The organism is Streptomyces sp. NPDC002467, assembly GCF_042889825.1.
Lineage (GTDB): Bacteria > Actinomycetota > Actinomycetes > Streptomycetales > Streptomycetaceae > Streptomyces.
This window is the reverse complement of sequence record NZ_JBIARJ010000026.1, coordinates 81,879-106,159: the sequence shown is the minus strand read 5'-3', so window position 1 is coordinate 106,159 and position 24,281 is coordinate 81,879. Positions and strand designations below refer to the sequence as shown.

Genomic DNA, 24,281 nt, shown 5'->3' with positions numbered 1-24,281 from the left:
CATCGGTCCGCCGATGTCTCGGGGCGTTCGCGTTCCGGTCGAGGACGGCATGCCGAGGGCCCCTCCGCCCCGCCCCCGTGCCCGTCCGTCGTCAGCGAGGCGTATGGACTGCGGCCGTCGACGTCAAGGCTCCGTCAAGGGCGGTCCACCCCGGAGGTGGACCGCCCCCCGGCCCCCGCTGGGCGGACGCGTCGCGTGGTTACGCGTTGAGCGCCGACCAGAGCCACTGGCCGCCGACGCGGACGTAGAGCCGCTTGTTCGCGGAGTCCACGGCCATCGTGCCGTCCAGGGGCTGACGGGTGAAGGAGGCGTCGCTGACCGGGCCGGGCACCAGCCGCAGGGGCGGGTTCGGCGCGTTCTTGACGGGAATCGTTCCGGTCGCCTGGGCGCCGAGGGTTCCGTAGCTGTTCTCCACCCGGAAGTCGCCGGTCGAGGACTGCTCGTAGTAGACGTGGGTGCCGGTGGGCGCGGTGGCGTAGAGCCCGACGACGTTGCGCAACACGGCGGTGGAGTTCGGGCCCGAGTAGAGCGCGACGCCCGCGTTGACGGTGGCCTTGTCCCGGTTGGCGATGACCACGTTCTCCAGCGCACTGGCGCTGGCCGCCCAACTGATGATGTTCCGCGCGGTGGCCGGGGTGCCCGCCGCGAAGTCACCCGCGTAGCAGTAGATGTTGGTGGCGTAGATGTGCCGGCAGCCCGCGTCGGTCTTCAGGTGGGGGCCGCCCTGCATGCGGGAGGTCTCGAACTTGCAGTCGGTGATGTAGACGCCATTGGGGTTGTTGGTGGTGACGGCTCCTTGGCCGATCCACAGCGCGCCGGTACCGAAGGCCTCCAGGCGGCAGCCGATGAAGTGGATCTGATTGATGTTGTCCTTGCTGTGGCCCCAGGCCCCCTCGGTGGCGGACGAGGCGTTGCGCAGCCAGATGTTGGGCTGGGTCGTGCTGGCGGTGGTGCCGGTGCAGTCCTCGATGACCAGGTTGTAGAAGCGGGAGTCCCAGAACTCCACGGCGTCGATGCACATGTCCTTGTTCGAGGTCATGAAGACGTCGCGGAAATAGGAGTTGTTGTTGTAGTAGAGCTCCAGCAGGAGGCCGGTCTTGCCGTTGCCGTTGAAGCCGAGGTTCTCGACGGAGCAGTAGCGGCGGTGGGTGGCGCCGGTGGAGTAGGCCGCTCCCGTGCCGGACATCCGGAGCAGGATGCCGTCGCCGCCCTTGACCAGCATGGAGGCCTTGGCCCCGGCGCCGGACAGGCGGATGCCGTCGGCCTTGACGGCGAGGGCGGGCGCCCCGGCCGAGGGCTTGACCAGGTACTTCCCGACGGGGAAGTACACGGTGCCACCGCCCGCCGCGGCCGCCGCGTCGAGTGCGCGCTGGACGGCGGCGGTGTCGTCGGCGGAGCCGTCGCCGACCGCGCCGTGGGTCTTGACGTCGAACCAGTCCGGCGTTCCCGCGGCCGTGGTCGCCGCGGCGGCCGTACCTCCGCCGGATATCAGCGCGGTCCCGGTGAGTCCGGCCACGGCTCCCGTCAACAGTGAACGGCGGGCTGTCTGCGGCTGTTCGGTCATGGTCTCCCCCTTGTGACGACGGACAACAACGATGATCTTGCCGGCCGCCACTGACAGCGCCTCCCCGCTTAGGCTCCTGATCATGGACATGGGCGAGCAGTGGGCGAGATGGAACGCACTGCGGGGGCGGATTCCCGCGTGGCATCCCGTCGGGGTGGTGATCGAGGCCGACGGGCCTGTCGTGCGCCGGCATTACGGGACTCACGGCAACGTCGAGCACGCCCCGATCGCACCCGGCACCGACCTGGCCGCGCTGGTACGGCGGCAACAGGCGGCCTTCGCGGAGCGCGGCGAGCCCGTGGAGTGGAAGGCGTTTGGGCACGACTCGCCGGAGCTGGGCCCGGCGCTGAGGGCGGCGGGGTTCAGCGCGGGCTGGGAACGTTCCGTACTGATCGCAGACCCCCTGCCCCCCGAGGAACGCGACGCTCCGCTCTCGGGGGGTCCCGTCCCCGCGGCGGAGCCCCTCCGGCAGGGCGTACGCGACCTGTACCGCGTGCGCGAGCAGGCCGGGCGGACGTGGGAGGTCGCCGTCGGCTCTCCCGGCCCCCACGCAATGCCGTACGCCGAGATGATCGCGGACGGTTCCTCGGACGAGGGGGACGTGTTCATCGAGGTCTTGCTCGAGGACGGTCTGGTCACCGCAGTCGCCTGGGCCCACGGCGACGAGCAGCCCTTCACCGTCGTCGGCGGCCTCACGAGCGACGACGAGGACTTCGTCCGGGCCTGCACCGAAGGTTGGCGCCGCGACGCCTGGCTCGGCTGCCCCCTCCTCGCCGAAGCCGACGGCCCGCTGCGCGCGCGGCTCCTGGAGGCCGGCTTCGTAGAGGTCACCTCCGTCCGCTCCTACCACTGGAGCCCGCCGGGTACCCCGGAGCCCGGCCGGCCCGCGCAGTTCCTCGACTGGCTCCATGACGACGATCCGCTGTGGGACCGCTTCTACGCGGAGTTCGACTTCAAGCCGAGCACGGCCCACCGGCCCGCGATCACGGATCCGTCCCCTTCGGTGGTCTGGAACCTGCACTCCCACCACCGGCTCGTCGCGGACCTCCCCGCAGCGCTCGACGCGATCGTCCGGCGCGGGCTGCTCGCCGCCACTGAGCCCGGGGAGTTCGTGTACTGGCTGGACTGGCAGCACGACGGCTACCGCTACGACCCCCGCCGCGTCGACGCGCCCGGCCGACCTGCGGTCCCCGGCCGAGGCACGTACCCGAACGGCGACTACTACCTCCACCTCACGCACGACCTGCGCCTGGGCACCTTCGGCCACCCCTGGGAACAGACCCTCACCGTCTGGGGACCGGCACTCGTCACCGCCGTCGAAGGAGAGCTGACCGATCTGCTCGGAGAGCCGGTCAGACGGCGGGACTGAGCGCACACGCAGGAGGTGTTCGCCCTGTCCACGGCATGTCACGATGCCGCGGTGGAGAGTAGTGAACGCACATCGAACCTGCCCGAGCTCGGCGCCCTGCTGACATCACTGTCGAAAAGGCCCTTCGTTTCCGTGCGGTACGGCCGCTTCCCGGGTGGCGGAACCTCCCGTCATGGGCTGGGCCCCCTTGCCGGCCAGGTGCACGATCTCGTCGCCAAGGTTCACCCCCTGTGGAAGCGATACGTCGCCGGCGGGTCCGAACGCCCGAGCACCGCAGAGATCGAAACCGCGCTGGAGCCGCTCAGCGCCGACGCGGCCGTCGACCTGATGACCAAGCTCGCCGCCGACAACCTCGTATGGCCCGGCTCGAAGCTCATGGACCCTGAGCTGGCCCGACACGCTGTGACGCGCATCGTGAAGTGGCTCGGGCCCGACGCGACGTGGTGGACCAACCGTCAAGGCAATGCCTGGGATCCCGTGACCGCCTGCACGTTCGATGGCGTGGTGGCCGGGACCGACGGTGAGTACTTCGCCATGCTGATCCAGGTCGGGGAGGACTGAGAAGCCATCCCCATCGGCCGGGCCGTCGGACGTCGGACGTCGGACGTCGCAGCTTGATCGCCGGCCTCCCTACGGACGGACTCGGCCCATGGAATCGAAAGGCATGGTCATCGAGGTGCGATCGACGGTGTAGGCGAGGACGTCTTGCATGAGGTCACCCGTCGTACCCCTGGATTCCGCGCATGGCAGGATCCGCACCGGCTCGTCCACTGCCGCGACGCGGCCGCCTCGGCGGCCGGCACGACGAGATCCAACTCCACCATTTCCTGAACCACTTGGGCGAGGGAGCGAGCGCCATGCCCTTCCGCTGCACCGCCTGCGGCACCCACCTCGCCTACGCCGACGCATCCTGAAGACCGTCCGTCTTGCGAGTCCGCGGTCACTGCGAGGTTCCATGCCGCGGCCCTTGTCGGGCGCCACACCCACGCCTCCGCGTGTCCGTTGCGCGAGGCCGCGAAGGTGCTTGCAGGGGTGAAGGACACGCGCCGCGCATGGTGAACTCCCGGTTCCGGAAGTCGGAGCGAAAAGCCCTTGCACAATGGTCAAGAAACGTTGACCATTGTGTCCATGCCAACCGATGATCTTCCCGAGACGTTCCACGTCACCACTGACGAGCAGCTGCGCGCCGTCTCCAACCTCACGCGTCACCGGATCATGGCGGTGCTCCGCTTCGAGCCCGCGACGATCACCCAGATCGCCGACCGAGTGGGCCTCGCGAAGGGGAGTTCCAGCTACCACGTGCGGCTCCTGGAGCGGGCCGGCCTGGTGAAGGTGGTCCGGACGCGGAAGGTCCGTGGCGTCAACGAGCGGTACTACGCGATGGCCGCGCGTTCGATCGTGCTGCCGGATCCGGGCGAGGGAGGCCCGGACATGCTGATGCGGCACGCGGTGGCGGACCTGGAGGCGGCGCCGGCGGACGACGAGCGGCACGTGCGGATGGCGCACCTGCGGCTCACCGATGAGCAGTTCGCGGAGTTGGGGGCGCGGCTGGAGGCACTGGCGGACGAGTACCGCGAGCTGTCCGACCCCTCGCTGCCGGACGCGTCGCTCGTCTTCGCGCTGTTCCACCCGGCATCGGGCCGACAGGCCGGAGGGGAGGCCAAGTGACCTCGGACGTTCAGAAGCTCCCGACCGGGTTCGGACGGCTGTGGACCGCGCAGACGGTGTCCTCTCTCGGTGACGGCGTGACCCATGCGGCGCTGCCGCTGCTCGCGCTGGCGCTGACCCGGGATCCGATGGCGCTCGCCGTCGTCACGGCCGCCGGAACGCTGCCGTGGCTGCTCTTCGGGGTGCTCGGCGGCGCGCTGGTGGACCGTTGGGACCGCCGGCGCACGATGTGGGTCACGGACGCGGCACGTGCGGTGCTGCTCGCGATACCGGCGGTGGCGGCCGTGCTCGACGTACTGGACATCGCGCTGCTCGCGGTCGTCGCCTTCCTGCTCGGCCTCGGCGGACTCTTCTTCGACACGGCCGCCACGGCCTATCTGCCCGATCTGCTGGGCCGGGACCCCGTGCTCCTGGAGCGCGCCAACTCCCGCCTGCGCGGCACCCAGACCGCCGCGTCCGGCTTCGCCGGGCCGCCCGCGGGCAGTGCGCTGCTCGCGCTCGGGCGAGCGGTCCCGCTGGTCGCCGACGCGGTCTCCTTCACGGTCTCCGCACTGCTCGTACGGTCACTGCCCGCCGTGCCCCGGCCCGTGCCGCAGGCTCGTGAGTCGCTGCTGCGCCAGGCGCGGGCCGGTGCCTCGTACGTGTTCCGGGACCGGTTGCTGCTGGGGCTCGCGCTGCGTCCGGCGGTCGGGAACGTCGCCTTCATCGCCGTGGAGACCGTGCTCGCCCTCTTCGCGCACGAGCGTCTCGGCATCGGCACCTTCGGCTTCGGCCTGCTCCTCACGGCGGAGGCCACCGGCGGTCTGCTCGGCGCGGCCATCGCCTCCTTCCTCGGCCGACGACTCGGCACCGGAACCGCGCTGACCTGCACGGCCGCGGTCGAGGGATTCGCCGTCCTGGGTCTCGCCGCCGCCCCGAACGCCTACGTCGCCGGCCTCGCGCTCGCCGTCTGCGGAGCGGGCATGGGCGCCACGATGGTGCTCGCCCCCTCCCTGCGGCAGACGATCGTCCCCGCCCATCTGATGGGCCGGGTCGCCTCCACCTCCCGCATGCTCGCGATGTGTGCGGCTCCGTTCGGTGCCTTCCTCGGCGGCTGGCTGGCCACCGCCTACGACATCCGCACCCCGCTCTTCGCCGCCGCGGGCCTCCTCCTCGCGATGACTGCCATCACGGCGTCCATGACCGGCAACCGCCGCGTCGAAGCCGCGCTGCGCGCCGCCGCCCTGGCCGCCGCCGCCCCCGCCGGCGAACCGGATCAGCCGGAATCCCGGGAGCCCCTTCGCGAGGGTGCCGTTTAGGGCTCCGGGAGGTGGCGTACAGGGGCGGCTAGTCGGTCGGGAGGAGATCGGCGACGAGGACGGCGAACTCCTCGGGGTCGAGGATGCGGATGCCCAGTTCTTCGGCCTTGGTCCGCTTGGAGCCGGCCTTCTCGCCCGCCACCAGGAGGGTGGTGCGCTTGGACACCGACGAGGACGCCTTTCCGCCGGCCCGCTCGATCAGCTCGTTCATCTCGTTCCGGGACAACAGCGAGAGGGGGCCCGTCATGGAGCCGGTCACCACGACGGCCTGTCCGGCCAGCGGGCCGCGAGCCGAGTCCTCGCCGTCGCTCGGCGCGCTCGTGGCACTCGTGGCGCTCGCAGCGCTCGTGCCGGTCCCGTCGGCCGCGGGCTTCCGGGGCTCGGTGACCTGCGTGCCGACCCGCTGGGCCTGGAGTTTGTCGAGGAGCGGGGCGAGTTCGACGAGTTCGGCCGCGATGACGCGGGCCTTCTCGGTGCCGATGCCGTCGACCTCGGCCAGCGTGTCCGCGTCGGCGGCCCGGATCGCGGCCATCGAGCCGAAGTGCGCGGCGATCCTGCGGGACATGGTGCGCCCGGTTCCGCGGACACCGAGGGCGCAGAACACGCGGTTCAGCGCGGCTCCTCGGGCGGTCTCGATCGCGGTCAGGAGGTTGCCGGCGCTGGTCTCACCCATCCGCTCCAGACCGAGGAGCTGCTCGCGGGTCAGCGTGAACAGGTCGGCGACGTCCTTGACGAGACCGGCCTCCACCAGCTGGATCGCGCGCGTGCCGCCGAGACCTTCGATGTCGAGCTGGTCCCGACCGGCCGCGTAGATCACCGAGGCCACGGCCTGGCAGCTCCGACCGCGCACGCACCGCCACCGCTGCTCGGAGGTGTCGATCACGTCGCCACAGCGGGGGCACGCCTCGGGGAAGGCGATCGGGCTCTCTGCGCCGGTGCGCTGGTCGACCAGTGGTGCCTCGACCCGGGGGATCACGTCGCCGGCCCGGTACACGAACACCTGGTCGCCGATCATCAGCCCGCGACGGGTGATGTCGGACGGGTTGTGCAGGGTGGCGTAGGTGACCGTCACCCCGTCGATGACCACGGGCTCCAGGACGGCGCGCGGGGCGATGATCCCGGTGCGGCCGACGTTCCACTCCACCGCGAGCAGGCGGGTCACCTTGTGTTCGGCCGCCAGTTTCCGGGCCACTGCCCACCTCGGTGCGCGCGAGCCGTTGCCGGCCTGTCGCTGGTCCTCGGCGGTGTCGGCCTTGACGACGACACCGTCGATCCCGAACGGCAGGTCTCCGCGCAGGCCGGCGATCACGTCGATGCGTTCCTGCACCTGTTCCACGGTCTCGCAGCGCATGGGGGCGGCGGCCGTGCCGGCGGCGGTGTTCGCGCCGAGCGCGGCCAGCTTCTCCAGCAGAGCGACGTGACCGAGGTCGTCCAGGCCGATCGCGCCGTAGGCGAAGAAGGTCAACTCGATCCGGTAGGGGCGGTCCTTGGCCCGCAGGGTGCCGGCCGCGCCGCTGCGCGGGTGCGCGAAGGGCGTGGCCTCGTGGGCGAGCCGGATCCGGTTGGCCTCCTCGAACTGCGCCGTCGTCAGCAGCACCTCGCCGCGCAACTCGACGTCGATCGGCTCGGTGAGTACCGGGGGCAGACCCAGGACGGCGTCGGCGGCGTGGGTGATGTCCTCGCCGGCCAGGCCGTCGCCGCGGGTGAGGACCTGGGCGAGCCGGCCGCCCCGGTACCGGGCGGCCACCGCGAGGCCGTCGAGCTTCGGCTCCACGCACCACCCTGCGACGGGGTGCCCGAGTCGCCGTTCCAGTCCCTCGGCCCATTCCGCGAGCTCGGCGGCGTCGAAGACGTTGTCGAGGGAGAGCATCGGCACCGAGTGCGGCACGTCACCCTGCACGGCCCCGCCCGCCACCTTCCCGGTCGGCGACTCGGCGAGCGCCTCGTCCGGGTGGGCCTCCTCGTAGGCCGCGATGGCGCGCAGCAGCCCGTCGTACTCGTCGTCGCCGAGCGGGGTGGTCCCGTCGCCATAGTACGCGGCAGAAGCCGCCACGGCGGTGGTCACGGCCTCCGCGTAGGCGGCAGGAGAGAGCAGGGCACTGTTTTCGGTCATGGAGGTCATCATGCTGCCCGGCACTGACAACGCCGCCGCCCGACCCCGCCGCGCCACGAGACGCGGCCGCCCGGCCCCCGGCGGGTCACCTGGCCATACGTCGTGACCTGCGGAGATGCCGCTCGTTCCGACATGTGGCGCGTTGTCGGCCGGCGGCCTCGAGCGGGGTATGGTCGTCCGGTCACGGACGGCAATCGGATCGTCTGTCCAACCCAGGGGAGCCGACATGTCCGATCTGAACTCGCTGCGGGCGAGCCTTGCGTCGGGTGAGCACGAGTTCGCCGACACCTTGGCCTTCGTCGCCGCGCACTACGAGTACCAGCCGCAGGCGTTCCGCAACGGCGATCTGGAGAACGCCGCGGGTGAGAACGAGGGCTCCTGCAAGACGCTGGGACTGGCCGTGCTGGAAGGACTGAGCGACCAGGAAGCGCTGCTGGCCTTCGGTGAGTACTACCGCGGTGTGCTGGCGACGCCGAACGACACCGATCACGGGAACATCCGCAACCTCGCGGCCCACGGCCTGGCAGGCGTGAGCTTCGCCGGGCAGCCGCTGACCCGCAAGAGCTGAGCAGGCCAGTGCGCTCCCGGCGGGGTCCTGTGTCGGTTCAGGAGTCCCCTACGCCGCGACGGTGAGCGTGGCCCGGCGTTCGAGGACGGCCGGACGGTCGAGGGTTTCGGCGGTCCGGCCGGCGCGGAGGGTCACGGATCGGATGGTTATCGTGGTGGGGTGACCGGTCACGCGCCTCATCCCGCATCCAATGCTGCTGCCGCACTCGGGCTGTTGAGCTCCCTCGCCTCCTACCGGACGGCGCGGCAGGAGCTGCTGGAGACCATGGGGCTCGGCCGATCCAACCGGGACCCTCTGGCCGAGGTCGCCGAGCATCTGGCCCTGGCCCTGTGGGAAGGCCGGCTCGCCGAATCCCGCGTGCAGGCGCGCTACGACCTGGTGTCGGCCGACGGCGCGTTCGTCCAGGTCAAGTACCTCGCCAATCCACTCGACAGTTGGCCGAACGAGCACTCCGTCCGGAGCATCCCCGGCGTTGCCTGGTACACGCTCGTCGTCTACGAGGCGTTCGAGGTGACCGGTGTCCTGGCGTTCCCGCCCGACCTGGCGGAGATTTGCAGGGCCTTGGGAAAACGCCACCCCGAGCAGTCGACCTCCCTGCAGTTCACCCGGCGGAACTGGTGGACGATCCGGGACGACGTGGAAACCTACCGGCAGTTGGGCATGCGCGTGTGGCTGCCTCCCTTCCTGTAGAGCGGCCCGGCCCGGCTCCTGTCAGATGTCCGGCCCGACAGTGGGGTGCGAGGCCAAGGCGCGGGTCGCGAGCTGCATCCGCGCTTCCCACGTCGCCTCGTCGAGCCCCAGCGTGTACTCGATGCAGCACGCGCATGGCGGGAGCAGCGCCACGAATGCTCGTTCCTCAGCGGTCTCGGCCTCGATTTCCAACCACTCGTCCGATGCCAACTCCGAAAGAGTCGCCTCCCCGGCGCTGAATCGAGTGGCGAGCCTGCGCAGCGCGTACCGCTGGGCCAGGCCGCGATCGGGCAACGCGATCGCCAACTCTGCGAGGGCCTGGTCGAACGCATCGCGGATGTCCCGGGGGTCCGCGCGGCGCGACAGACCGGCGAGCTCGCACAGGGCCGGACTGTCCACCCCCACTGCGAGTGCCTGGGCAGCGGTCATCGGCAGGTCTTCCGGACGCACCTGATCCGCCTGATACAGCCACGCCGCCTCTTCCAGGGGCAATTGAACGCCGCGCCCGGGGTTGTCGGGTTCAGGCGTGTCTTCTGTCGCTACTGCCATGGGTCATACGATGCCGGCACTGCTCGCGGGAGTGCTTGGCAATACGAACTGCGGCAGATTGCTCGACGGCCCTCCTTTCGACCTGCGCGGGCCCATGTCGTTCGCTCTGGCAGTGGCACGCGGCCACTCCCCCAGGGTGTGTGCGAAGCCCGCTCGCACCTGCGCGGTCGCGCGGTCGGCGATCGTCGCGGAACGTGGGCCGCGACCTTGACCCCCATGGCGTCGGCGGTCAAGGATTCGGGCATGCTGTTTCTCGCCGGTCAGCGTGATCCCGCCGCAGGCAGTGTGTTCCTGTTGGTCTGGGGGCTCTCAGCGATCTTCGCCGGGGGCGCCCTTGCCACGAAGAGAGGTGCTGCCGGCTTTCGCACTCGCGTCGTGAACCGCTTGGAGCGGAATCCCGAACGGCAGGCCGCAGCCCGCGATGTGTCCGAGGGCTTCGTGCGTTTGGTCGGTGGATTCCTGGCCGTCTGCGGGATGGTGGCGGTGCCTGTCTCCACGGTCATGCTGTTCCGCAGTTGACCTTCCCGGGCAGCACTTGCCGGCGGAGCGCCGCCCGTCCCGGACGGGCTCAAGACACACCCTGGCGAAGTGACTTCGGACCGGCCACGGACCTTCACGCCGTGCCGGCGGGCATCCGGCGTGCGGGGCGCGTCCGAAGCCAGTACGAGTGGGCCGTGATGGCCAAGGCGACGCCGTAGACCGCGAAGGCGGTCATGCCGATCCAGCCGACCAGCAACGCGTCGCCCGAGGAGGGGAAGTCGCCCCTTCGTATGGTCGTCACTCCGCACGCGGCCAGGACCAGGTAGCCGATTCCGAGGACGCCGTACGGGGCAAGCGTGGCAGCGCCGAGCAGGGCCGGTGCGAGCGGGAGCAGGCGCGGCACCCTGCGGCCGCGTAGGAACAGTGTCCAGCGGGGAAAGACCTGCCCCCAGGGGCGGACCAGGCCCCAGAGCAGGAAGACGCCGAGCGCGGCCAGCAGCGCGGTGGGATCCAAGCCCCAGGACTCCAGGGTGAGGAAGATCCCCGAGGCGCCGTTCCGCCGCGAGATCGCGAGCATCTCCTCACCGGTGGTTCCCGCGAACGTCCCGCCGAACGCCCAGAGCAGCTTCATCGCCGCGTACGGGACGAAGGCCAACGTCCCTGCCCAGGCTGCGCCTTGAGCGATCCACGACCCGGTGGACGCCCCTTGTACCGCGGTGTCGGCGGGCTGCCGGTCAGATCGGGCGGTGGCCGCGAGCAGGACCACCCCGATCGTGGCGAGAGCCTTGTTCACGGCGGAGACCGCGCTGTCCACTCCCTGACCGAACATCAGCGTGATCACGTCCATGAGCAGGCTGAACGCGCTGATCCCGGCAAGGACGCACAGCACCCACAGCAACACCCTCAGCGCCGGCCGCGGTCCGTACAGCACGACCATCGCGCTGACCGACGCCGAAGCAACGCCCACCGCCGCCACCGCCCATCCCAACCCCGGGACCCCTGAGCCGCCGTGGTAGAGCAAGGAGACCCCGCTCAGCGCACAGGCGAGACCGAAGACGGCGTACAGCACCGCCCACACCGTGGCCGCCCGGGCCACCCGGCACGTCCTCGTCGTCCGTTCGTCACTCGTCATGCTCCGAACGTCCCACCAATCGCGGCCGGGTGGCGTCAGCCGCCGGAACGAGGCCCCTCCCCCATCCAGGTGAGGGTCCTCGTTCCGGCGGTTCCGGGAACGCCGCCGCCCGGGAGACGGTGCGGGCCGAACGCCCGTTGGGCAGTGGCCGATCACCGCTTGACCTCAAGTTGACCTGAGGGCACGGCATGGTTCGCATGAGCACCGAATCCACGGCACACGCGGCCGACATCGAAGCGACCCAGCGAAACCATGGGAACTTGAGTCACTCATCAGTAACATCCCACCGGCCAGTGGCACTCCGTCCGAGAATCCACCCCCGAAAGGGTCTCCTGCATGCGCCGGACCTCCCGCTTCGCCCACGTCGCCCTCGGCGTGGCAGCCCTCCTGCTCGGCGTCCTTCCCGCGCAGGCCCAGGCCCACCCCGGCCGCGGCCCCGACCGCGTCACGGTCGGGGAGCGCACCTTCATCGCCGACGGCCAGGGCCGCGCGCTGCAGTGGCGCGGATTCAACCTGTCCGACAAGAGCGGCCGGGGCGCCGACGCGTTCGCCGACATCCACGAGAGCGACCTCAAGGACATGGCCGCCCGGGGCTTCAACCTCGCACGCCTGGCGTTCTTCTGGGACGACCTCGAACCCACCCCCGGCCACTACGACCGCGGTTACCTCGCCAAGATGCGGCGCATCCTCGACTGGGCCGACCGCTACCACGTCAAGGTCGTCCTCGACGCCCACCAGGACGTGTACGGACCGCACTTCGGCGCACGCGGCGTCCCCGACTGGGCCACGCGCGACGAGGGGCTGCCGTTCACGCCGATACCCGACGACTGGTTCTCCCAGTACTTCGAGCCGTCCGTCCAGGCCGCCTTCGACCACCTCTACAAGGACGCCGACCTCCGCGCCGCGCACGCCCGCATGTGGATGACGGTCGCCTCCTCCCTGGGCGGGCACCCTGCCCTGCTCGGCTACGACCTGATGAACGAGCCGTTCGCGAGGTTCCTCGAAGGCGAGGACCTCCCCGCCGCCGCGGCCCGCTTCGAGGCCGGCGAGCTCACCGAGATGTGGAACCGCCTCGCCCGGTCGATCCGCCTGGTCGACCGCAAGTCGTGGGTGTTCGTCGAGCCCACCGTCATCGTCGGTCTCGGCGTGCCCACCCGGTTGGGGCGGATCGACGACCCGCACGCCGGGTACGCGCCGCACTTCTACGAGACCGCGATGGAAACCGGCGGCGACTACGACCCCAACGGCTCCTTCATACCCGCCTACGAGGCCGCGATCAGCGACTATCCGACCCGCAACCGCATGCCGGTGATCGTCGGGGAGTGGGGCGGCAACCCTTACGTCCCGCACGCGAGCCAGTTCGTCAACGACATGACGGCCTCCCTCGACCGCTTTTCCAGTGGCTGGACGTGGTGGCAGTGGTGCCGGGGCGGCGGCTACTGCTTCCTCGACCAGACGGGCGCGGTGAAGCCCAACGCCCGGCTGCTCGTCCAGCCCTACGCGCGGGCCGTCGCGGGTGACCCGCTCGGCTACGCGTACGACCCGGCCACCCGCACCTACACCCTCACCTTCCGCACCCGTGACAACGCGGAGGGGCCCACCCAGATCACCGTGCCCAAGGACACCTACCCGAGCGGTTACCGCGTCACGGTCCGAGGCGGCAACGCCAGGTGGGACGGCCACGGCGGCCAGACCGTGAACGTGAACACCCGCGGCAGGACCGGGACCACGTACGAGGTCACGATCAGCCCGAGGTAGCCCTCCGCCGAGCCCGCATTCCGGAACCACGCCCGCGGCTCCGTACCGATCGATCGAGCGGGCGTGGTCCACGGTCGGCGCACACGCGCGTCATCCAGGGGCGGGCCCCGACCCAAGCGCGGCCAACACCGCTGCTGCGACGTGCTGTTGACCGTCCGGGGTGAGGTGGACGCCGTCCTCCTCCCAGTGGCCGTGCGCGGCGGCCCGGGTGTCGACCGTGACCTCGGGCTCGGCGAGCAGGAGTTCCGCGACGGCGTCGAGGTCCGCCCCGGCCCAGTCGAGCCCGGCCCGTCGGAAGTGCGCGTACTCCGCGACCCGCCCGGGATCGACGCCGGTCGGGGTGAGCCAGACCCACCGGGCCCCGGTCCGCCGTACCGTCAGGTCGCGCAGGGCGCGCAGGGTGCGGCGGGTCTCGGCGGCGGCGACCAGCGGGACCCCGTCCAGCCTCTGGACGTCGTTCGCCCCCAGCATGCACAGCACCCAGTCGGGCCGCTGGAACGCGAGCAGCGGGAGGTTCGCCAGGGCCTGGGTCGTCGTACTGCCGGACACGGCCAGGTTGGTGAGGCGGACGCCCTCCGGGAGCAGGTGCCGCAGGATCTCGAACCATGACAACCGGTCGGCGGTGGTGCTCTCGCCCACGGCCACGACGTGTTCGCCCGGTCGGAACGGCAGTCCGGCCAGCCGTGCGGCTGCCCCCGGCGCGGCCGCGACCGCAGCGGCGGCCGCCCGGTTCCGCTCGTCGAACCGGTCCAGGCGCGTCCGGTAGGCGGCCGGGTCGAGCCCGAACAGGGCCCCGAGCACGTCCTCGTCGGGGGCGGGACCGAGGTACCGCAGGACCTTCTCGGGCTGGTGGAAGCGGAGCATCCGTTCCGCCGGGTCGTGGGCGGGGGCGCGGTCGGTGGTGGCGCTCGTCATGACGGTCAGACCTCCGCACGGACGCGGCGGCGCGGCAGCAGGAACCCGGCCGCGATCAGCCACAGCAGGCCGGCGAACCGGGCGATCGGCAGCAGCAGTGCGGCGCCGTCGACCAGCAGGACCAGGGTGGACAGTTCGGCGAGCGCCGCGACGACCAGTCCCGCGACGGCGAGGGCGCGCGGGAGCAGCCGTGCCAGCAGCCCCGGTACGGCGATCCCGGCGACCAGCAGCCCCAGCAGGACGACGTGACCGGGCCCGCCGAGCCCGAAGGCCAGGTACTGCAGGGCCCGTACGACTTCGCCGTGGCCGGCGACCTCGGGCCGGGACAGCACCCAGGTGACCAGTCCGGAGCAGGCGAGGAAGGCCGAGGCGAGGGCGCCTCCGGCGAGGGCGATGGTGGCGCCGGGGGCCCGGACGCCTAGCTTGTGCAGCCGCGCCGAGACGGTCGCGGCGTAGATCGCGAGCGGCACCGAGGCCGCGAACTGCAGGGCCCCGGAGACACGGATCGCACCGGTGTGGTCGCGGAAGTAGGCGGTCACCGAGTCGGTGGAGCCGAAGGGCGAGGGGAAGGGCTCCCCGCCGGCGAGGACGGCACTGAGCACGAGCCCGGCGAGGAAGAGGGCGGTGAAGACCACGGCGAGGATGCCGGGCGGCGGCCCGGCCTGCGGGTCGCGGTGGCCGCGCGTCTCTCGCGCGCCGTTCGCCGGGGTGGCTGTCGCCGGGGCGGCTGCCTCTTGGGCGGCTGTCGCCGGGGCTGCGGTCTCTGGGGTGGCGGTCACGGCAGAATCCGTTCTCTCTAGTAAATCGTTCACTGAGGAGAATCATTGCGTGTGGCTTACGATAGGCCCATGAACAGCCCTCGGCAACCGCATACGACGGGCTCCGCCCCGGCCCCCGGGCCGCGGGGGGCCGCGTTCCTCCTCGCCCAGATCGGCGCGCACGCCGCCGGACGCTTCGCCGAACGCGTCGGCCACCTGGGACTGACCCCGGCGGACGTCGGACTGCTGCGCATGGTCGCCGGGCAGCCGGGGCGCAGCCAGCGGTCCCTCGCCGAGGACCTGGGCGTCGTACCGAGCCGTGTCGTCGCGCTGATCGACGCCCTGGAGGGCAAGGACCTCGTCGAACGGCGGCGCAGCGCCGAGGACCGCCGCAACTACGAGCTCCACCTCACGCACGAGGGCAGACGCACCCTCGGCGCGGTCTCGCGCGCGGCCGCGGCCCATGAGGACGCCCTGCTCGCCGCCCTCGACCCGGAGCAGCGCGCACACCTGCTCGGCCTGCTCGAACGCGTCGCGGCCGAACAGGAACTGACCCCCGGAGTCCACCCCGGCTACCGCACGCGCGGCTGAAGTCGGCCCGGCCGGAGCCCGTGCGGGAACTCGGCCCGGGGCGGCCGGTGGAGGAGGCGGACTGCGCCGAACGTGTCGTGCGGGGCAGCGGTACGGACAGCCTTGGCCGTCGATCGGGCCTGGTGACGTAGAAACGGAACCGCGTGCCGCCTTGAGGCCCACGGGCCCGAGGCGTCGGCAGACAGTGACCGCCTCCGCCCGTGCCGTGCGGCGTCGTCGGTACGGCTCCGGTACGGCCCCAACTCAGGGAATCGCCCGTGAAAGCCCTCGTCGCCACCGACTACCAGCCGCTTGACCGCCTGACCATCGCCGAGCTGCCGAAGCCGGCCGCGGGACCGGGCGAGGTCGTGGTCAAGGTCGAAGCGGCCGCACTCAACCCGCTTGATCTCATGCTGATCACAGGGGCGGCGAAGGACCTCTTCCCGACCGAACACCCGCTGATCGTCGGCATGGACATGGCCGGCACCGTCGTGGAGGCCGGGGCCGGGGTCAGCGGATACGCGCCCGGCGATCGGGTGCTCGGGTTCGTCGGCCAGGTGGGCTCCGTGGCGGAGTACACGGTGGCCCAGCCGGGTCCCCGGCTGGCCCACCGGCCGCAGGACCTGGACCCCGTCCACGCGGCCGCCATCCCCGAGTCCGGCATGACCGCGGTGTGCCTGCTGCGGGCGGTCGGCCTGACCGGGGGCGAGAGCGTGCTGGTGATCGGCGCCACCGGGGGGATCGGCCTGTACGCCGTACAGCTCGCGCACGCGCTCGGAGCCCGCGTGATCGCCACGGCCACCGCCCAGGACGCGGACTACATCCGCGAGCTGGGTGCCGCCGAGACCGTCGACTACCGGGAGGCCGACGTGGTGGAAGGGGCCCTGAAGCTGGTGCCGGGCGGAGTCGACGTGGTCGTCGACCTGATCAACCGCGGTGAGGGGCTGGCCGGTAGCGCACGGGCGGCCAGGCCGGGCGGCAGGCTGGTGTCCCCGCTGTTCGGCCCGGGCGAGCTGGACCGCGGCGTGACCCCGTTCTACATCGGCTCGTTCGTGCCGGAGCCGGGCGATCTGGAGGATCTCGCCGGCCGGGCCGCGGACGGCGGTCTGCGCGTCGAGATCGGTGCCCGCTACCCGTTCGACGACGCCGTGCAGGCGGTCGCCGACTTCGCCGGCAAGCACATCAGGGGGAAGGTCGTCGTCACCGTCTCCTGAGGTCGGTCGGCGCGCGCGTACGCGACTTGATCCATCCGGAGGTGACGAGGTGATACTTGACCCCACCCGCCTCGACGACGGGAGGCTGGTTCGGCCGATCACGAGGGAGCCCTTCATGACCACGGCGCAAGACCTGTTCATCATTGCCCTGGAGGCTCCGCCGGAGCGCCCCGTGGGACAGGGTGACCTGTCCCTGGCCCTCGCCGGTGCCGAGCTGATCGATCTCATCGGGGCGGAGGCCGTCGCGCTGGACGACGATCTCATCCGGCCGGCCCCGCAGTGGGCACAGGCCGACCGGTTGCTGGAGGGGGCGGCATCGGCGCTCGTCCGGCAGGATCCGTATGAGCGCGTCGAGGACTGGCTGTGGCGCAGGGGCCGCGAGCTGTCCGCGTCCTACCAGCACGTGTTCGAGGAGGACGGCCTGCTGACGCGTGCGCGGCGCGGCCGCCTGTCCTTCGGCGCCGAGCACGTGGAACTCGTCGACACGCCGGCGCGGCGGCGGGCGCGGGACCGCTGGGAGGAGGACGAACCCGTCCTCCGGGCCCTCGCCGTGGCCATCGGCATCCGCCGCGGACCGTCCGAGGGTGCTCCTGGGCCGGACGGCGAAGCGGTGACGACGGTGGTGGCCGCCGTCAACGACGCCGTGATGGAACTGGAAGCGGTTCGCCAGCGGAGGACCATCGAGAACGCCGCCTTCTCCAACGTCTGGCGGGCGCCGTGAACTCCGTGCCGTGACCTCCGACGGCCGCGGGGGCTCTGGCGCCGCACAACTCCGGTACCAGACCGGGACGTTGTCGTCACGATCCCGGGCTGGACGTTGTGGCCGAAAGCCGGCTGAGTGGAAACGACACCAGCGCGCTGACACGGGAGGACCTGGCGGCATGAGCGATGGCAGAGGTGGGCCGGACGTGCCTCGTCCGGACGAGAACGCGGGTGCGGCCGCTCGCGCGGAGGGCATCGATTCGCCCGGAACGAACACGCCCCACCCCCACGGGACCACGCCGAGCGCCGGAGGCGGTTTCACCGATCCGACCCCGGGCCAGGACGGCATCATCGTCCAGGGCGGACGGACCACCTCCGGCTTCCACGATTCGACACGGGCGATCGGCCCCAAGCAGGACGATCCACGGGCCATCGGACCGAAGCAGGACGATCCACGGGCCATCGGACCGAAGCAGGACGACCCCCGCGCGATCGGGCCCAAGCAGGACGACCCTCGCGCCATCGGGCCCAAGCAGGACGACCCCCGGGCCATCGGACCCAAGCAAGACGACCCCCGGGCCATCGGACCCAAGCAGGACGACCCCCGGACGGTCGGGCACGGGATCATCGTCCAGGGCGGGCGCACCGGGCACCCCGGTTCGAAGGCGCGTCAGAAGCGGGCCAGGACGAAGATGAAGACCATGGCCCTCGTCATCGGCGGCATCCTGGTGGCCGTCATCGGCGGGGCGGTCGTGGGACGGCAGCTGGGCCACCACCCGGCCACCATCGCCCCACAGGCCGTGGGGACGCCCAGCGGTGTCGCCTCGGCCATCGCGCCCACCCCCTCGCTCTCCCCCGGCGACACCGCACCGGCCGCCGCTCCCAGCGGAAGCGTTCCGGCCGCGGTTGCGGAGACCCCGGCGCCCGTCGCCTCCACCCCGCCCTCCCACGGCGCCTCGCCCGGCCGGTCGACCCCCTCCGCTCAGCCGAAGCCGTCGGGCACCCCCGCTCCGGCCGCCGTGCCCGTACTGGCGCTGCGTCCGAGCAGCGTCCAGGAGTACTGCGGGAACGGCGAGTGGCCGAACACCCTGGTGGTCCGCAACAGCGGGAGCGGACACCTGAACTGGTCCGTCGGCCGGCTGCCCCAAGGGGTCACCGTCAGCCGGGGAGATGGCTCCCTCGACGCCGGCGGCTCCCAGGTGCTCACGCTGGGCGGCCGGACGGAGCAGCAGCCCGCGAACGGCAGGTTCACGATCGCCTTCACCAGCAACGGGGGCAGCGGTCAGGTGACCGTCACCTGCGCCTGACCGGTCGCGCCCCACGGTCCTCACGGCCTCACGGCCTCACGGCCTCGCGGTCTTCCCCTGACCTTCGCGTTCGACGACGGAGAGGACCCGTACCAACGCCGGCCTCGCGGGAGCAGACGCGAAGCCGAAGCGGACCGGCGGGACGACGGGAGCGAGGGGCCCGAGGTCGATCCCGTCGAAGGACGCGTCGGCGGCGACGATCGGCCACAGGTCACGGGCCGCGTACCACTGCCGGCACCCGGGGCGTGAGCTCCCCCGGGTGCGTACGCCGGTCATCAGGCGGGCGGGGACGTCGGCCACGACCGCCCACAGCGGCCGACGGGCGAGCCACCGGGGGACGGCCCGCAGCGCGTGGCCGAGGGCGCTGCGGCGGCCGACCGTGAAGCGCAGGGCCAGGGGCCCCGCCGCGACGTCCCACGCCGTGTCGCGTCCGCACACGCTCACCGGGCCCGTCCGGACCTCGTCGAAGTGGTAGACGCCCGCGACGTACTCCGCGGTCCGCGCGGTGGGTGCCAACAGCACGCGCCGGCCGTCCGCGCGTTCCAGCATCACGTCGCTGAACGGCCCGAAGGGCGATCGGGGCCAGTGACCGACGACCACGCGCGTGCCGGATGCCGTTCCGACGGCTGCGATCCAGCCGTCGAAGCTCAGCCGTTCACGTCCCACGCCACTTGAGTACCCCCTGCCGCGGCCTCGCATGCGGGGGCCGCCCCGACCACCCGCCCCAGGGGTCAGCGCGGTCCTCGGATGCCGTCGATGATGCGGGTCCAGTTGTCTCCGCCGTACCCGTCCTTGATCGCGCGCCGGTAGTGGGACTGCACGGCCAGTGGGAGCGCGAGGTCGAGGCCGAGTGACGCGCTGGTCTCGACGATGTGGTCCGACGTCGCACCCATCATGGTGACCGTGCTGAGCTCACCGGGATGCACCCCCGCATCGAGCGCGGTGCCCGGGTTCTCTTCACCCGCCCTCAGGATGGCGCCGATCGAGTCTGCCGAGGAGAGCAGCTCGGGGAGCGCTTCCCTGGCTTCCATGCCCGCGGTGCCGAGCATCGCCGTGGCGTGCATCAGGGCGGACAGGGTGGCGAGGAACACCGTGAGTTGGGCTTGGTACATCATCTGGGCGAGCCCCGGGTCCTCGCCCAGGTACTTCGGGGTTCCGAGCAAGGTGACGGTCTCAAGGTGGCTCCGCAAGGCCTCGGCGCGGCCGCTGTAGTAGACGTGGGCCGCCTGCGTGCCGACCATCGGCGCGGGAACCATGACGCCTCCGGTGAGGAAGGTGGCTCCGCGGTCCGCTGCCCAGGCCGCCGCCTCGCGTGTGCGTTCGGGCGTGTCGGAGCTCAGGTTGAGCAGCGTCCGGCCGGCGAGCGATCCGGAAGCGCCGTCGAGGACGTCGTACATCGCCTGGTAGTCGGTGAGGCTGAGGATCACGAGGTCGCTCGCCTCGACCGCCTCGCCGGGTGTCGCCGCGAGACGCGCTCCGGCGCTGACGACGTCGTCCGCCCTGCTCGTGGTGCGGTTCCATACGGTGACCGGGTGGCCGGCGGTGAGGAGGGTGCGGGTCATCGCCTGGCCCATCGGGCCCAGTCCGATCACGGTCACGGCGTTGTTCTGGCTGGTGGTGGATTCCTGTCGTTCGTTCACCTCTTCATGCTCGGAGAGTGCCGCTAATCTCGGAAGTACCTACTATTTTCTGCGGTACTTACCTTTTAGTAAGGGGGCGGAGATGGCCAAGGCTCCGAGGAACGGGCCTTACATCTGCGGTATCGACGCTGCGCTCGACGTGGTGAGCGGCAAGTGGAAGGGGCTGATCCTCTGGGAGTTGGAGACCCATGGCGTACGCCGCTTCGCCGAGCTCCGCCGTGGTCTGCCGGGTGTGAGCGAGAAGATGTTGACTCAGCATCTGCGTGAGTTGGAGGCGGACGGACTCGTGCACCGGGAGGTCCATGCCGAGGTGCCGCCGCGGGTGGAGTACTCCCTGACCGAGCACGGACACACGCTCAATCAGGCGCTCGGTCCGCTCGGCGTCTGGGGTGTCGAGCGGATGCGTCGCGAGGGCTCCGAAAGGGTCACCGTCGACGAGCCCTCACGCGTCTGAGCATCCCGACCGCCCGGGCGTTCTCGCGGACGTCAGCCGGCGAGTGTGCCGAAAAAGGCTCGGACGTCGGTGACGAACGCCTCGGGTTGCTCCAGCGCGAGGAAGTTGCCGCCGCGTTCCAGCTCGGTCCAATGCGTGATGTTGTGGTCCCGTTCGGCGAAGCGCCGGATGGCGACGTCGGTGTTCAGGGCGACGGCGACACCGGTCGGGACGGTGCCGCGCGCCTTCGGGGCCCAGGCGCTCGCGTCGTGGCCCGCCTCGTAGCACCTCCGACGGCTCGCGCTCCGCTATGCCCGCTCGACTCCGCCGCCCCCTGACCCGGGTACCCGGCACGAACGGTGAGGCGATGGGCGGGGCGGACGCCTACGGCCCCCCGCCGCCGAAGAAGCCGGACTTCAGGTCCCCGATCACGGCGTCGATCGGATGGCCGCTCACGATGAACGGCCCGTTCCAGGGCGCGCTGAGCGCGAAGAGCAACGCCAGGCTCAGCCCGACCACGCTCGCAACACCCACGACGAGCAACGACGTTCGCAGACTGCTGCGGAAGATCAGTGCCCCGGCGTTCACGATCAAGGCGAGTCCGCCGGCGACGAGCGTGACGACGTAGAGCGTGGGAACGTCGCGCGAGGCGGCCGCGACACGGGCGCGACGGCCGCTGGTGACGCTGTCCAGGGAAACCAGCAGCTCCGTGCTCGCCGGGGAGCCCAGCTCGGGCCGGGCCGCCTCCGCGCGCACGCTCCGCTCCAGCCGTGCGATCGCGCGAGCGGTGGCGGCGTCGTCGGCGGACGCCGCGGACCCACCTTCCCATTCCCTGGCCCGGGTGGTCTGCAGGTAGTCCCGCAGCGCCGCGTGGATCGGCTCCGACCGGACGCGCGGACTCGTCGCCGCCCACGCCAGGCGGGAGGCCGCGGCCGCCTCGTCGCTCACCAAGCCCTCCGCTGCGCGCAGGTATCCGGCCTCGCTGGCCAGCGAGAGCGCCGCGAAGATCGCGAAGGCGGCGCCGAGCGTGGGCATCAGCGGCATGGCGATCTGCGGCACCCGGTCCTGTTCCCCGACCGGTACGAGCGCCCGGACGCCGACCCGCGCCACGGCCGCGACCAGCAGGGCGAGAAAGAGCCAGCCCACAACCAGCACGACCGCCGGCAGCGAGGTCAACCAGTCCACCACATCACCCACAGTGCGTTCCACGAGCGTCACACGGCCGCGACGCATCCGCCCCGCGGCCGACCTGGAGCCCCCCGTCGATCAGCTGCAACCGAGGCACATGATCACAGGCCGCTACCCTCCCGTGCCCGCGACGCCCGGCACCGCGGCCGGGTTCGTCGACTGAACAGCCGAACGCGGCCCGCCACGGGCCCCGCCGACCGCCTCACGACGGCACTGGCATCCGTCCGATTCCGCAGCCAATGGCCATGCCTCGACGACGAAGAACAGGAAGCAGGTCTTGGTGGAAAGGTCATGGAAGTCATCGGGGAACAGGTCACGCGCGGCCGGGTCGGGCTGCGGCTCGCTGATGCCGGAGAGGCGGAAGCCGGCGGTGGTGAAGGCATCGGTCATCGCCTGCAACGACCTGCGCCAGAACCTCATCGGGACGGACTGCCCGTTGAACGTCCAGTCGAAGGAATAGTCGGTGGTCGCGAAGTAGTCGGGCCGGGGATCCTTGATCGTGTAGGCGACGAAGGGGTGGTCCACCGACGCGATCAGTCGGCCACCGGGCCTGAGCACTCGCCGCAACTCGGCCAGCGTCGGACCCCAGTCCTCCAGGTAGTGCAGCACCAGCGAGGCGACCACGTCGTCGAACGCGCCATCGTCGAACGGCAGGGGGTCTCTCAGGTCGGCCACGTGCAGGGCCGCGTCGTCACCGAGCCGCCGCTTGGCCAGTTCCAGCATGCGGGCGCTGACATCGATGCCGGTGACGTCGGCACCGCGGTCCCGCAACGCGGCGGACAGGGGGCCCGAGCCGCAGCCGGCGTCCAGGATCCGACGACCGGTCACATCTCCGGCGAGGGCCAGCATCGCGGGCCGCTCGTAATACGCGTTCACGAGGTTGTTCTCGTTCTCCGCCGAGTACGCCTCGGCGAAACTGTCGTAGGAATTCACCTGGCCCCGATCCGCGGACCGTGCGATGCCTTCGGGTACTTCGGTTAAGCGTTCCATCGCCGCAGCCTAGTTGTCACATGATCCGCTGCGGCTGGTTCACCGGGAGCTGTTCGACGCCCACGCCCAGCGGATCGGGGTACAGGCATTCGGATCAAGGGATGCTGGTGAGCGGCCAGGGGTTCGGGGCGTTGCGTCGGATCGCCGCGAGTATGTGGACCATGGCCAGGACGGCGCTCATGTGGGTCTTGCCCACGGTGTACCGAACGTGGTCCTCGCAGAACCAGAGGGCGTTCTCGGGATGCCCCTGATGTTCGAATGGTGGCCCTATGGGACGGAAGTACACCAGTGTGAAGGTCTCGTGGTCGTGGTCCCTGAAGGACGCGTGGCAGATCGTGCAATGCGGGGGCATCACGGCTGGTCACTCCACTCCGCCGGACGAATCATGATCACAAGCCTACGCTCGCCCTGCCGCCGGTACCCGATCCTCACTACGGTTCGGCGGCGGATGCCCCTACGTCCGCGACGGAGAACGTCTGACCAGGCGCCCGTCGAGGATCACTTCCAGCCAGGTGTAGCAGTCGCCGATCCACAGACCGACCTCGGCTCCACACCCGGCGCAGGCCAGGTTCGGCCCCTCGTACCCGGCCGGCCCGCAGCAGCCGACCCATCGGCTCCGGATCTTCGTGGTACCGACGAGGTCCCCGGGGCTCAACAGCGGATCCACCCCTGGCCCGTGCCCCGCCCGGGACTTCCCGAACCCCTTGGGCGGCGCTCCCCAGGTGATGCGTCCCGGCTGCGGGTCGTAGGCGAAGGTGCCGGGCGCCATCCTGGGTGGGCAGGGGTCCACAGGAGAGTCGAGCGGCGTCCAGGTCTCTCCGTCTGCCGGCGGGTGCACCTCGCGCACGGGTTCGGACAGCCGGGTGCCGCACACGGCGCAAGAGAAGACCTCGGCACCGGCAATCTGCATGTCTTCCGCCTCGTCCTTCGGCGCCTACGAAGTCAAACGGCGCTGTGCCACCAGCTCAGCGGGCTCCGGGCAACACTCGACGACTCCGCACCGGTCCAACAAGAGAGCGCTTGCTCGACCAGGCCGGGCTGGAGCCGTGTACGTTCCAACCGGATGATCTGTGCCGCGGTGAACGGACCACGGTCGGTGTCTTGCCCGGAGGCTGGACGGCGCCTACGCGGCACGGCCCTTTCGACTGGTGGTCATGAGCCGCAGTCTGACACCCGGCCGGACCGGGCGCGAAGGCTTTTCGGCCGGAAGGGCCGGCGGTCGACCGGTGGCGGGGCGACCGGTTGTCAGTGGGCCTTCCCATGCTGATGGCATGGCGATCACCAAGCGGACACCCGCGCAGGTCGCGGCCGTGCCCCCTGTCTGCGGGGCGGATGAGTGGACCACCCCGAACTGACCAGCACGTTCGAGCTGTAC

Annotated in this window: 26 protein-coding genes; 14 read left to right on the top strand and 12 right to left on the bottom strand. The window is 71.2% G+C overall.

What is annotated here, in order from left to right; genetic code table 11:
• Nucleotides 1–199: 199 nt before the first annotated feature.
• Nucleotides 200–1,564, bottom strand: a complete 1,365-nt coding sequence (locus tag ACFYYJ_RS37115) for a glycosyl hydrolase family 28-related protein (protein WP_389138826.1) — start codon at nucleotides 1,562–1,564, stop codon at nucleotides 200–202.
• Nucleotides 1,565–1,646: 82 nt separating this feature from the next.
• Here ACFYYJ_RS37115 and ACFYYJ_RS37110 point away from each other — a divergent pair, with 82 nt between their 5' ends.
• The 5 genes from ACFYYJ_RS37110 to ACFYYJ_RS37090 all read left to right on the top strand — a co-directional run bounded on the left by ACFYYJ_RS37110 (nucleotide 1,647) and on the right by ACFYYJ_RS37090 (nucleotide 5,899).
• Nucleotides 1,647–2,933: a DUF2716 domain-containing protein gene (locus ACFYYJ_RS37110; protein ID WP_389138824.1), complete on the top strand. Its 1,287-nt coding sequence runs from the start codon at nucleotides 1,647–1,649 to the stop codon at nucleotides 2,931–2,933.
• Between the two features lie 15 nt (nucleotides 2,934–2,948).
• On the top strand, nucleotides 2,949–3,494 hold the full coding sequence (locus ACFYYJ_RS37105; protein WP_389138822.1) for a hypothetical protein: 546 nt from the start codon (nucleotides 2,949–2,951) through the stop codon (nucleotides 3,492–3,494).
• Nucleotides 3,495–3,676: 182 nt separating this feature from the next.
• On the top strand, nucleotides 3,677–3,847 hold the full coding sequence (locus ACFYYJ_RS37100; protein ID WP_389138836.1) for a hypothetical protein: 171 nt from the start codon (nucleotides 3,677–3,679) through the stop codon (nucleotides 3,845–3,847).
• 214 nt (nucleotides 3,848–4,061) lie between these two features.
• Complete coding sequence (locus ACFYYJ_RS37095) at nucleotides 4,062–4,601, top strand: ArsR/SmtB family transcription factor (protein ID WP_385366805.1); 540 nt, start codon at nucleotides 4,062–4,064, stop codon at nucleotides 4,599–4,601.
• Nucleotides 4,598–5,899, top strand: coding sequence for an MFS transporter (locus tag ACFYYJ_RS37090; protein WP_389138819.1), 1,302 nt, complete (start codon nucleotides 4,598–4,600; stop codon nucleotides 5,897–5,899). The genes ACFYYJ_RS37095 and ACFYYJ_RS37090 overlap by 4 nt, the downstream gene beginning before the upstream one ends.
• 28 nt (nucleotides 5,900–5,927) lie before the next feature.
• On the opposite strand, the gene ligA is transcribed toward ACFYYJ_RS37090, so the two are convergent.
• The gene (gene ligA, locus ACFYYJ_RS37085) at nucleotides 5,928–8,021 is read right to left on the bottom strand and encodes an NAD-dependent DNA ligase LigA (RefSeq protein WP_389138834.1); all 2,094 of its coding nucleotides are present in this window, start codon (nucleotides 8,019–8,021) and stop codon (nucleotides 5,928–5,930) included.
• A 217-nt stretch (nucleotides 8,022–8,238) separates the two neighbouring features.
• On the opposite strand from ligA, the gene ACFYYJ_RS37080 reads away from it, so the two are divergent.
• Entirely contained in the window at nucleotides 8,239–8,580 is a 342-nt protein-coding gene (locus ACFYYJ_RS37080) for a HopJ type III effector protein (protein ID WP_385123380.1), read from the top strand.
• 48 nt (nucleotides 8,581–8,628) lie between these two features.
• Here the strand turns inward: ACFYYJ_RS37080 and ACFYYJ_RS37075 are convergent, their stop codons facing one another.
• On the bottom strand, nucleotides 8,629–8,751 hold the full coding sequence (locus ACFYYJ_RS37075) for a hypothetical protein (protein WP_389138817.1): 123 nt from the start codon (nucleotides 8,749–8,751) through the stop codon (nucleotides 8,629–8,631).
• On the opposite strand from ACFYYJ_RS37075, the gene ACFYYJ_RS37070 reads away from it, so the two are divergent.
• Nucleotides 8,740–9,270, top strand: coding sequence for a hypothetical protein (locus ACFYYJ_RS37070; RefSeq protein ID WP_389138815.1), 531 nt, complete (start codon nucleotides 8,740–8,742; stop codon nucleotides 9,268–9,270). The two genes, ACFYYJ_RS37075 and ACFYYJ_RS37070, sit on opposite strands and share 12 nt — an antisense overlap.
• Nucleotides 9,271–9,291: 21 nt before the next feature.
• Here the strand turns inward: ACFYYJ_RS37070 and ACFYYJ_RS37065 are convergent, their stop codons facing one another.
• Entirely contained in the window at nucleotides 9,292–9,819 is a 528-nt protein-coding gene (locus tag ACFYYJ_RS37065) for a hypothetical protein (RefSeq protein ID WP_389138813.1), read from the bottom strand.
• Nucleotides 9,820–10,035: 216 nt separating this feature from the next.
• On the opposite strand from ACFYYJ_RS37065, the gene ACFYYJ_RS37060 reads away from it, so the two are divergent.
• Nucleotides 10,036–10,338, top strand: a complete 303-nt coding sequence (locus tag ACFYYJ_RS37060; protein WP_389138811.1) for a hypothetical protein — start codon at nucleotides 10,036–10,038, stop codon at nucleotides 10,336–10,338.
• 94 nt (nucleotides 10,339–10,432) lie between these two features.
• Here the strand turns inward: ACFYYJ_RS37060 and ACFYYJ_RS37055 are convergent, their stop codons facing one another.
• On the bottom strand, nucleotides 10,433–11,431 hold the full coding sequence (locus ACFYYJ_RS37055; protein ID WP_389138809.1) for a hypothetical protein: 999 nt from the start codon (nucleotides 11,429–11,431) through the stop codon (nucleotides 10,433–10,435).
• A gap of 336 nt (nucleotides 11,432–11,767) precedes the next feature.
• On the opposite strand from ACFYYJ_RS37055, the gene ACFYYJ_RS37050 reads away from it, so the two are divergent.
• Nucleotides 11,768–13,189 (top strand): cellulase family glycosylhydrolase, encoded by a 1,422-nt coding sequence (locus ACFYYJ_RS37050; protein WP_389138807.1) that lies wholly within the window; start codon nucleotides 11,768–11,770, stop codon nucleotides 13,187–13,189.
• Between the two features lie 90 nt (nucleotides 13,190–13,279).
• Here ACFYYJ_RS37050 and ACFYYJ_RS37045 read toward each other — a convergent pair whose 3' ends face one another.
• Both ACFYYJ_RS37045 and ACFYYJ_RS37040 read right to left on the bottom strand, forming a co-directional pair.
• A complete protein-coding gene (locus tag ACFYYJ_RS37045; RefSeq protein WP_389138805.1) occupies nucleotides 13,280–14,104 on the bottom strand; it encodes an SGNH/GDSL hydrolase family protein in 825 nt (274 codons plus the stop codon).
• A gap of 5 nt (nucleotides 14,105–14,109) precedes the next feature.
• Nucleotides 14,110–14,883 carry a hypothetical protein gene (locus tag ACFYYJ_RS37040; protein WP_389138803.1) on the bottom strand — a complete coding sequence of 258 codons (774 nt, stop codon included), beginning with the start codon at nucleotides 14,881–14,883 and terminating at the stop codon, nucleotides 14,110–14,112.
• A 69-nt stretch (nucleotides 14,884–14,952) separates the two neighbouring features.
• Between ACFYYJ_RS37040 and ACFYYJ_RS37035 the strand changes: the two genes are divergently transcribed.
• From ACFYYJ_RS37035 to ACFYYJ_RS37020, 4 genes are all read left to right on the top strand, one after another.
• Entirely contained in the window at nucleotides 14,953–15,453 is a 501-nt protein-coding gene (locus ACFYYJ_RS37035) for a MarR family winged helix-turn-helix transcriptional regulator (protein WP_389138801.1), read from the top strand.
• Nucleotides 15,454–15,710: 257 nt separating this feature from the next.
• Nucleotides 15,711–16,646, top strand: coding sequence for a zinc-binding alcohol dehydrogenase family protein (locus tag ACFYYJ_RS37030; protein WP_389138799.1), 936 nt, complete (start codon nucleotides 15,711–15,713; stop codon nucleotides 16,644–16,646).
• Between the two features lie 115 nt (nucleotides 16,647–16,761).
• Nucleotides 16,762–17,367: a GPP34 family phosphoprotein gene (locus ACFYYJ_RS37025; protein WP_389138797.1), complete on the top strand. Its 606-nt coding sequence runs from the start codon at nucleotides 16,762–16,764 to the stop codon at nucleotides 17,365–17,367.
• A 160-nt stretch (nucleotides 17,368–17,527) separates the two neighbouring features.
• Nucleotides 17,528–18,655, top strand: a complete 1,128-nt coding sequence (locus tag ACFYYJ_RS37020) for a hypothetical protein (RefSeq protein WP_389138795.1) — start codon at nucleotides 17,528–17,530, stop codon at nucleotides 18,653–18,655.
• A gap of 36 nt (nucleotides 18,656–18,691) precedes the next feature.
• On the opposite strand, the gene ACFYYJ_RS37015 is transcribed toward ACFYYJ_RS37020, so the two are convergent.
• Together ACFYYJ_RS37015 and ACFYYJ_RS37010 are read right to left on the bottom strand one after the other, a co-directional pair.
• Nucleotides 18,692–19,321, bottom strand: coding sequence for a hypothetical protein (locus ACFYYJ_RS37015; RefSeq protein ID WP_385366565.1), 630 nt, complete (start codon nucleotides 19,319–19,321; stop codon nucleotides 18,692–18,694).
• Nucleotides 19,322–19,386: 65 nt separating this feature from the next.
• A complete protein-coding gene (locus ACFYYJ_RS37010; protein WP_389138792.1) occupies nucleotides 19,387–20,295 on the bottom strand; it encodes an NAD(P)-dependent oxidoreductase in 909 nt (302 codons plus the stop codon).
• An 82-nt stretch (nucleotides 20,296–20,377) separates the two neighbouring features.
• Between ACFYYJ_RS37010 and ACFYYJ_RS37005 the strand changes: the two genes are divergently transcribed.
• Nucleotides 20,378–20,749, top strand: a complete 372-nt coding sequence (locus ACFYYJ_RS37005) for a winged helix-turn-helix transcriptional regulator (RefSeq protein WP_389138790.1) — start codon at nucleotides 20,378–20,380, stop codon at nucleotides 20,747–20,749.
• Nucleotides 20,750–21,112: 363 nt separating this feature from the next.
• On the opposite strand, the gene ACFYYJ_RS37000 is transcribed toward ACFYYJ_RS37005, so the two are convergent.
• The 3 genes from ACFYYJ_RS37000 to ACFYYJ_RS36990 form a co-directional block, all read right to left on the bottom strand.
• Nucleotides 21,113–21,937, bottom strand: a complete 825-nt coding sequence (locus ACFYYJ_RS37000) for a hypothetical protein (RefSeq protein WP_385123344.1) — start codon at nucleotides 21,935–21,937, stop codon at nucleotides 21,113–21,115.
• A 90-nt stretch (nucleotides 21,938–22,027) separates the two neighbouring features.
• Nucleotides 22,028–22,906 carry a class I SAM-dependent methyltransferase gene (locus ACFYYJ_RS36995; protein ID WP_389138787.1) on the bottom strand — a complete coding sequence of 293 codons (879 nt, stop codon included), beginning with the start codon at nucleotides 22,904–22,906 and terminating at the stop codon, nucleotides 22,028–22,030.
• A 454-nt stretch (nucleotides 22,907–23,360) separates the two neighbouring features.
• Nucleotides 23,361–23,816, bottom strand: coding sequence for a hypothetical protein (locus ACFYYJ_RS36990; protein ID WP_385123338.1), 456 nt, complete (start codon nucleotides 23,814–23,816; stop codon nucleotides 23,361–23,363).
• Nucleotides 23,817–24,281: the final 465 nt, after the last annotated feature.

Bases quoted from the DNA above. Each gene is read 5' to 3' on its own strand.
- ACFYYJ_RS37095 (WP_385366805.1), top strand. From the start codon at position 4,062: ATGCCAACCGATGATCTTCCCGAGACGTTCCACGTCACCACTGACGAG.
- ACFYYJ_RS37045 (WP_389138805.1), bottom strand. From the start codon at position 14,104: ATGACGAGCGCCACCACCGACCGCGCCCCCGCCCACGACCCGGCGGAA.
- ACFYYJ_RS37025 (WP_389138797.1), top strand. From the start codon at position 16,762: ATGACCACGGCGCAAGACCTGTTCATCATTGCCCTGGAGGCTCCGCCG.
- ACFYYJ_RS37110 (WP_389138824.1), top strand. From the start codon at position 1,647: ATGGACATGGGCGAGCAGTGGGCGAGATGGAACGCACTGCGGGGGCGG.
- ACFYYJ_RS37100 (WP_389138836.1), top strand. From the start codon at position 3,677: ATGGCAGGATCCGCACCGGCTCGTCCACTGCCGCGACGCGGCCGCCTC.
- ACFYYJ_RS37005 (WP_389138790.1), top strand. From the start codon at position 20,378: ATGGCCAAGGCTCCGAGGAACGGGCCTTACATCTGCGGTATCGACGCT.
- ACFYYJ_RS37055 (WP_389138809.1), bottom strand. From the start codon at position 11,431: ATGACGAGTGACGAACGGACGACGAGGACGTGCCGGGTGGCCCGGGCG.
- ACFYYJ_RS37115 (WP_389138826.1), bottom strand. From the start codon at position 1,564: ATGACCGAACAGCCGCAGACAGCCCGCCGTTCACTGTTGACGGGAGCC.
- ligA (WP_389138834.1), bottom strand. From the start codon at position 8,021: ATGACCTCCATGACCGAAAACAGTGCCCTGCTCTCTCCTGCCGCCTAC.
- ACFYYJ_RS36990 (WP_385123338.1), bottom strand. From the start codon at position 23,816: ATGCAGATTGCCGGTGCCGAGGTCTTCTCTTGCGCCGTGTGCGGCACC.
- ACFYYJ_RS36995 (WP_389138787.1), bottom strand. From the start codon at position 22,906: ATGGAACGCTTAACCGAAGTACCCGAAGGCATCGCACGGTCCGCGGAT.
- ACFYYJ_RS37020 (WP_389138795.1), top strand. From the start codon at position 17,528: ATGAGCGATGGCAGAGGTGGGCCGGACGTGCCTCGTCCGGACGAGAAC.
- ACFYYJ_RS37065 (WP_389138813.1), bottom strand. From the start codon at position 9,819: ATGGCAGTAGCGACAGAAGACACGCCTGAACCCGACAACCCCGGGCGC.
- ACFYYJ_RS37050 (WP_389138807.1), top strand. From the start codon at position 11,768: ATGCGCCGGACCTCCCGCTTCGCCCACGTCGCCCTCGGCGTGGCAGCC.
- ACFYYJ_RS37035 (WP_389138801.1), top strand. From the start codon at position 14,953: ATGAACAGCCCTCGGCAACCGCATACGACGGGCTCCGCCCCGGCCCCC.
- ACFYYJ_RS37060 (WP_389138811.1), top strand. From the start codon at position 10,036: ATGGCGTCGGCGGTCAAGGATTCGGGCATGCTGTTTCTCGCCGGTCAG.
- ACFYYJ_RS37080 (WP_385123380.1), top strand. From the start codon at position 8,239: ATGTCCGATCTGAACTCGCTGCGGGCGAGCCTTGCGTCGGGTGAGCAC.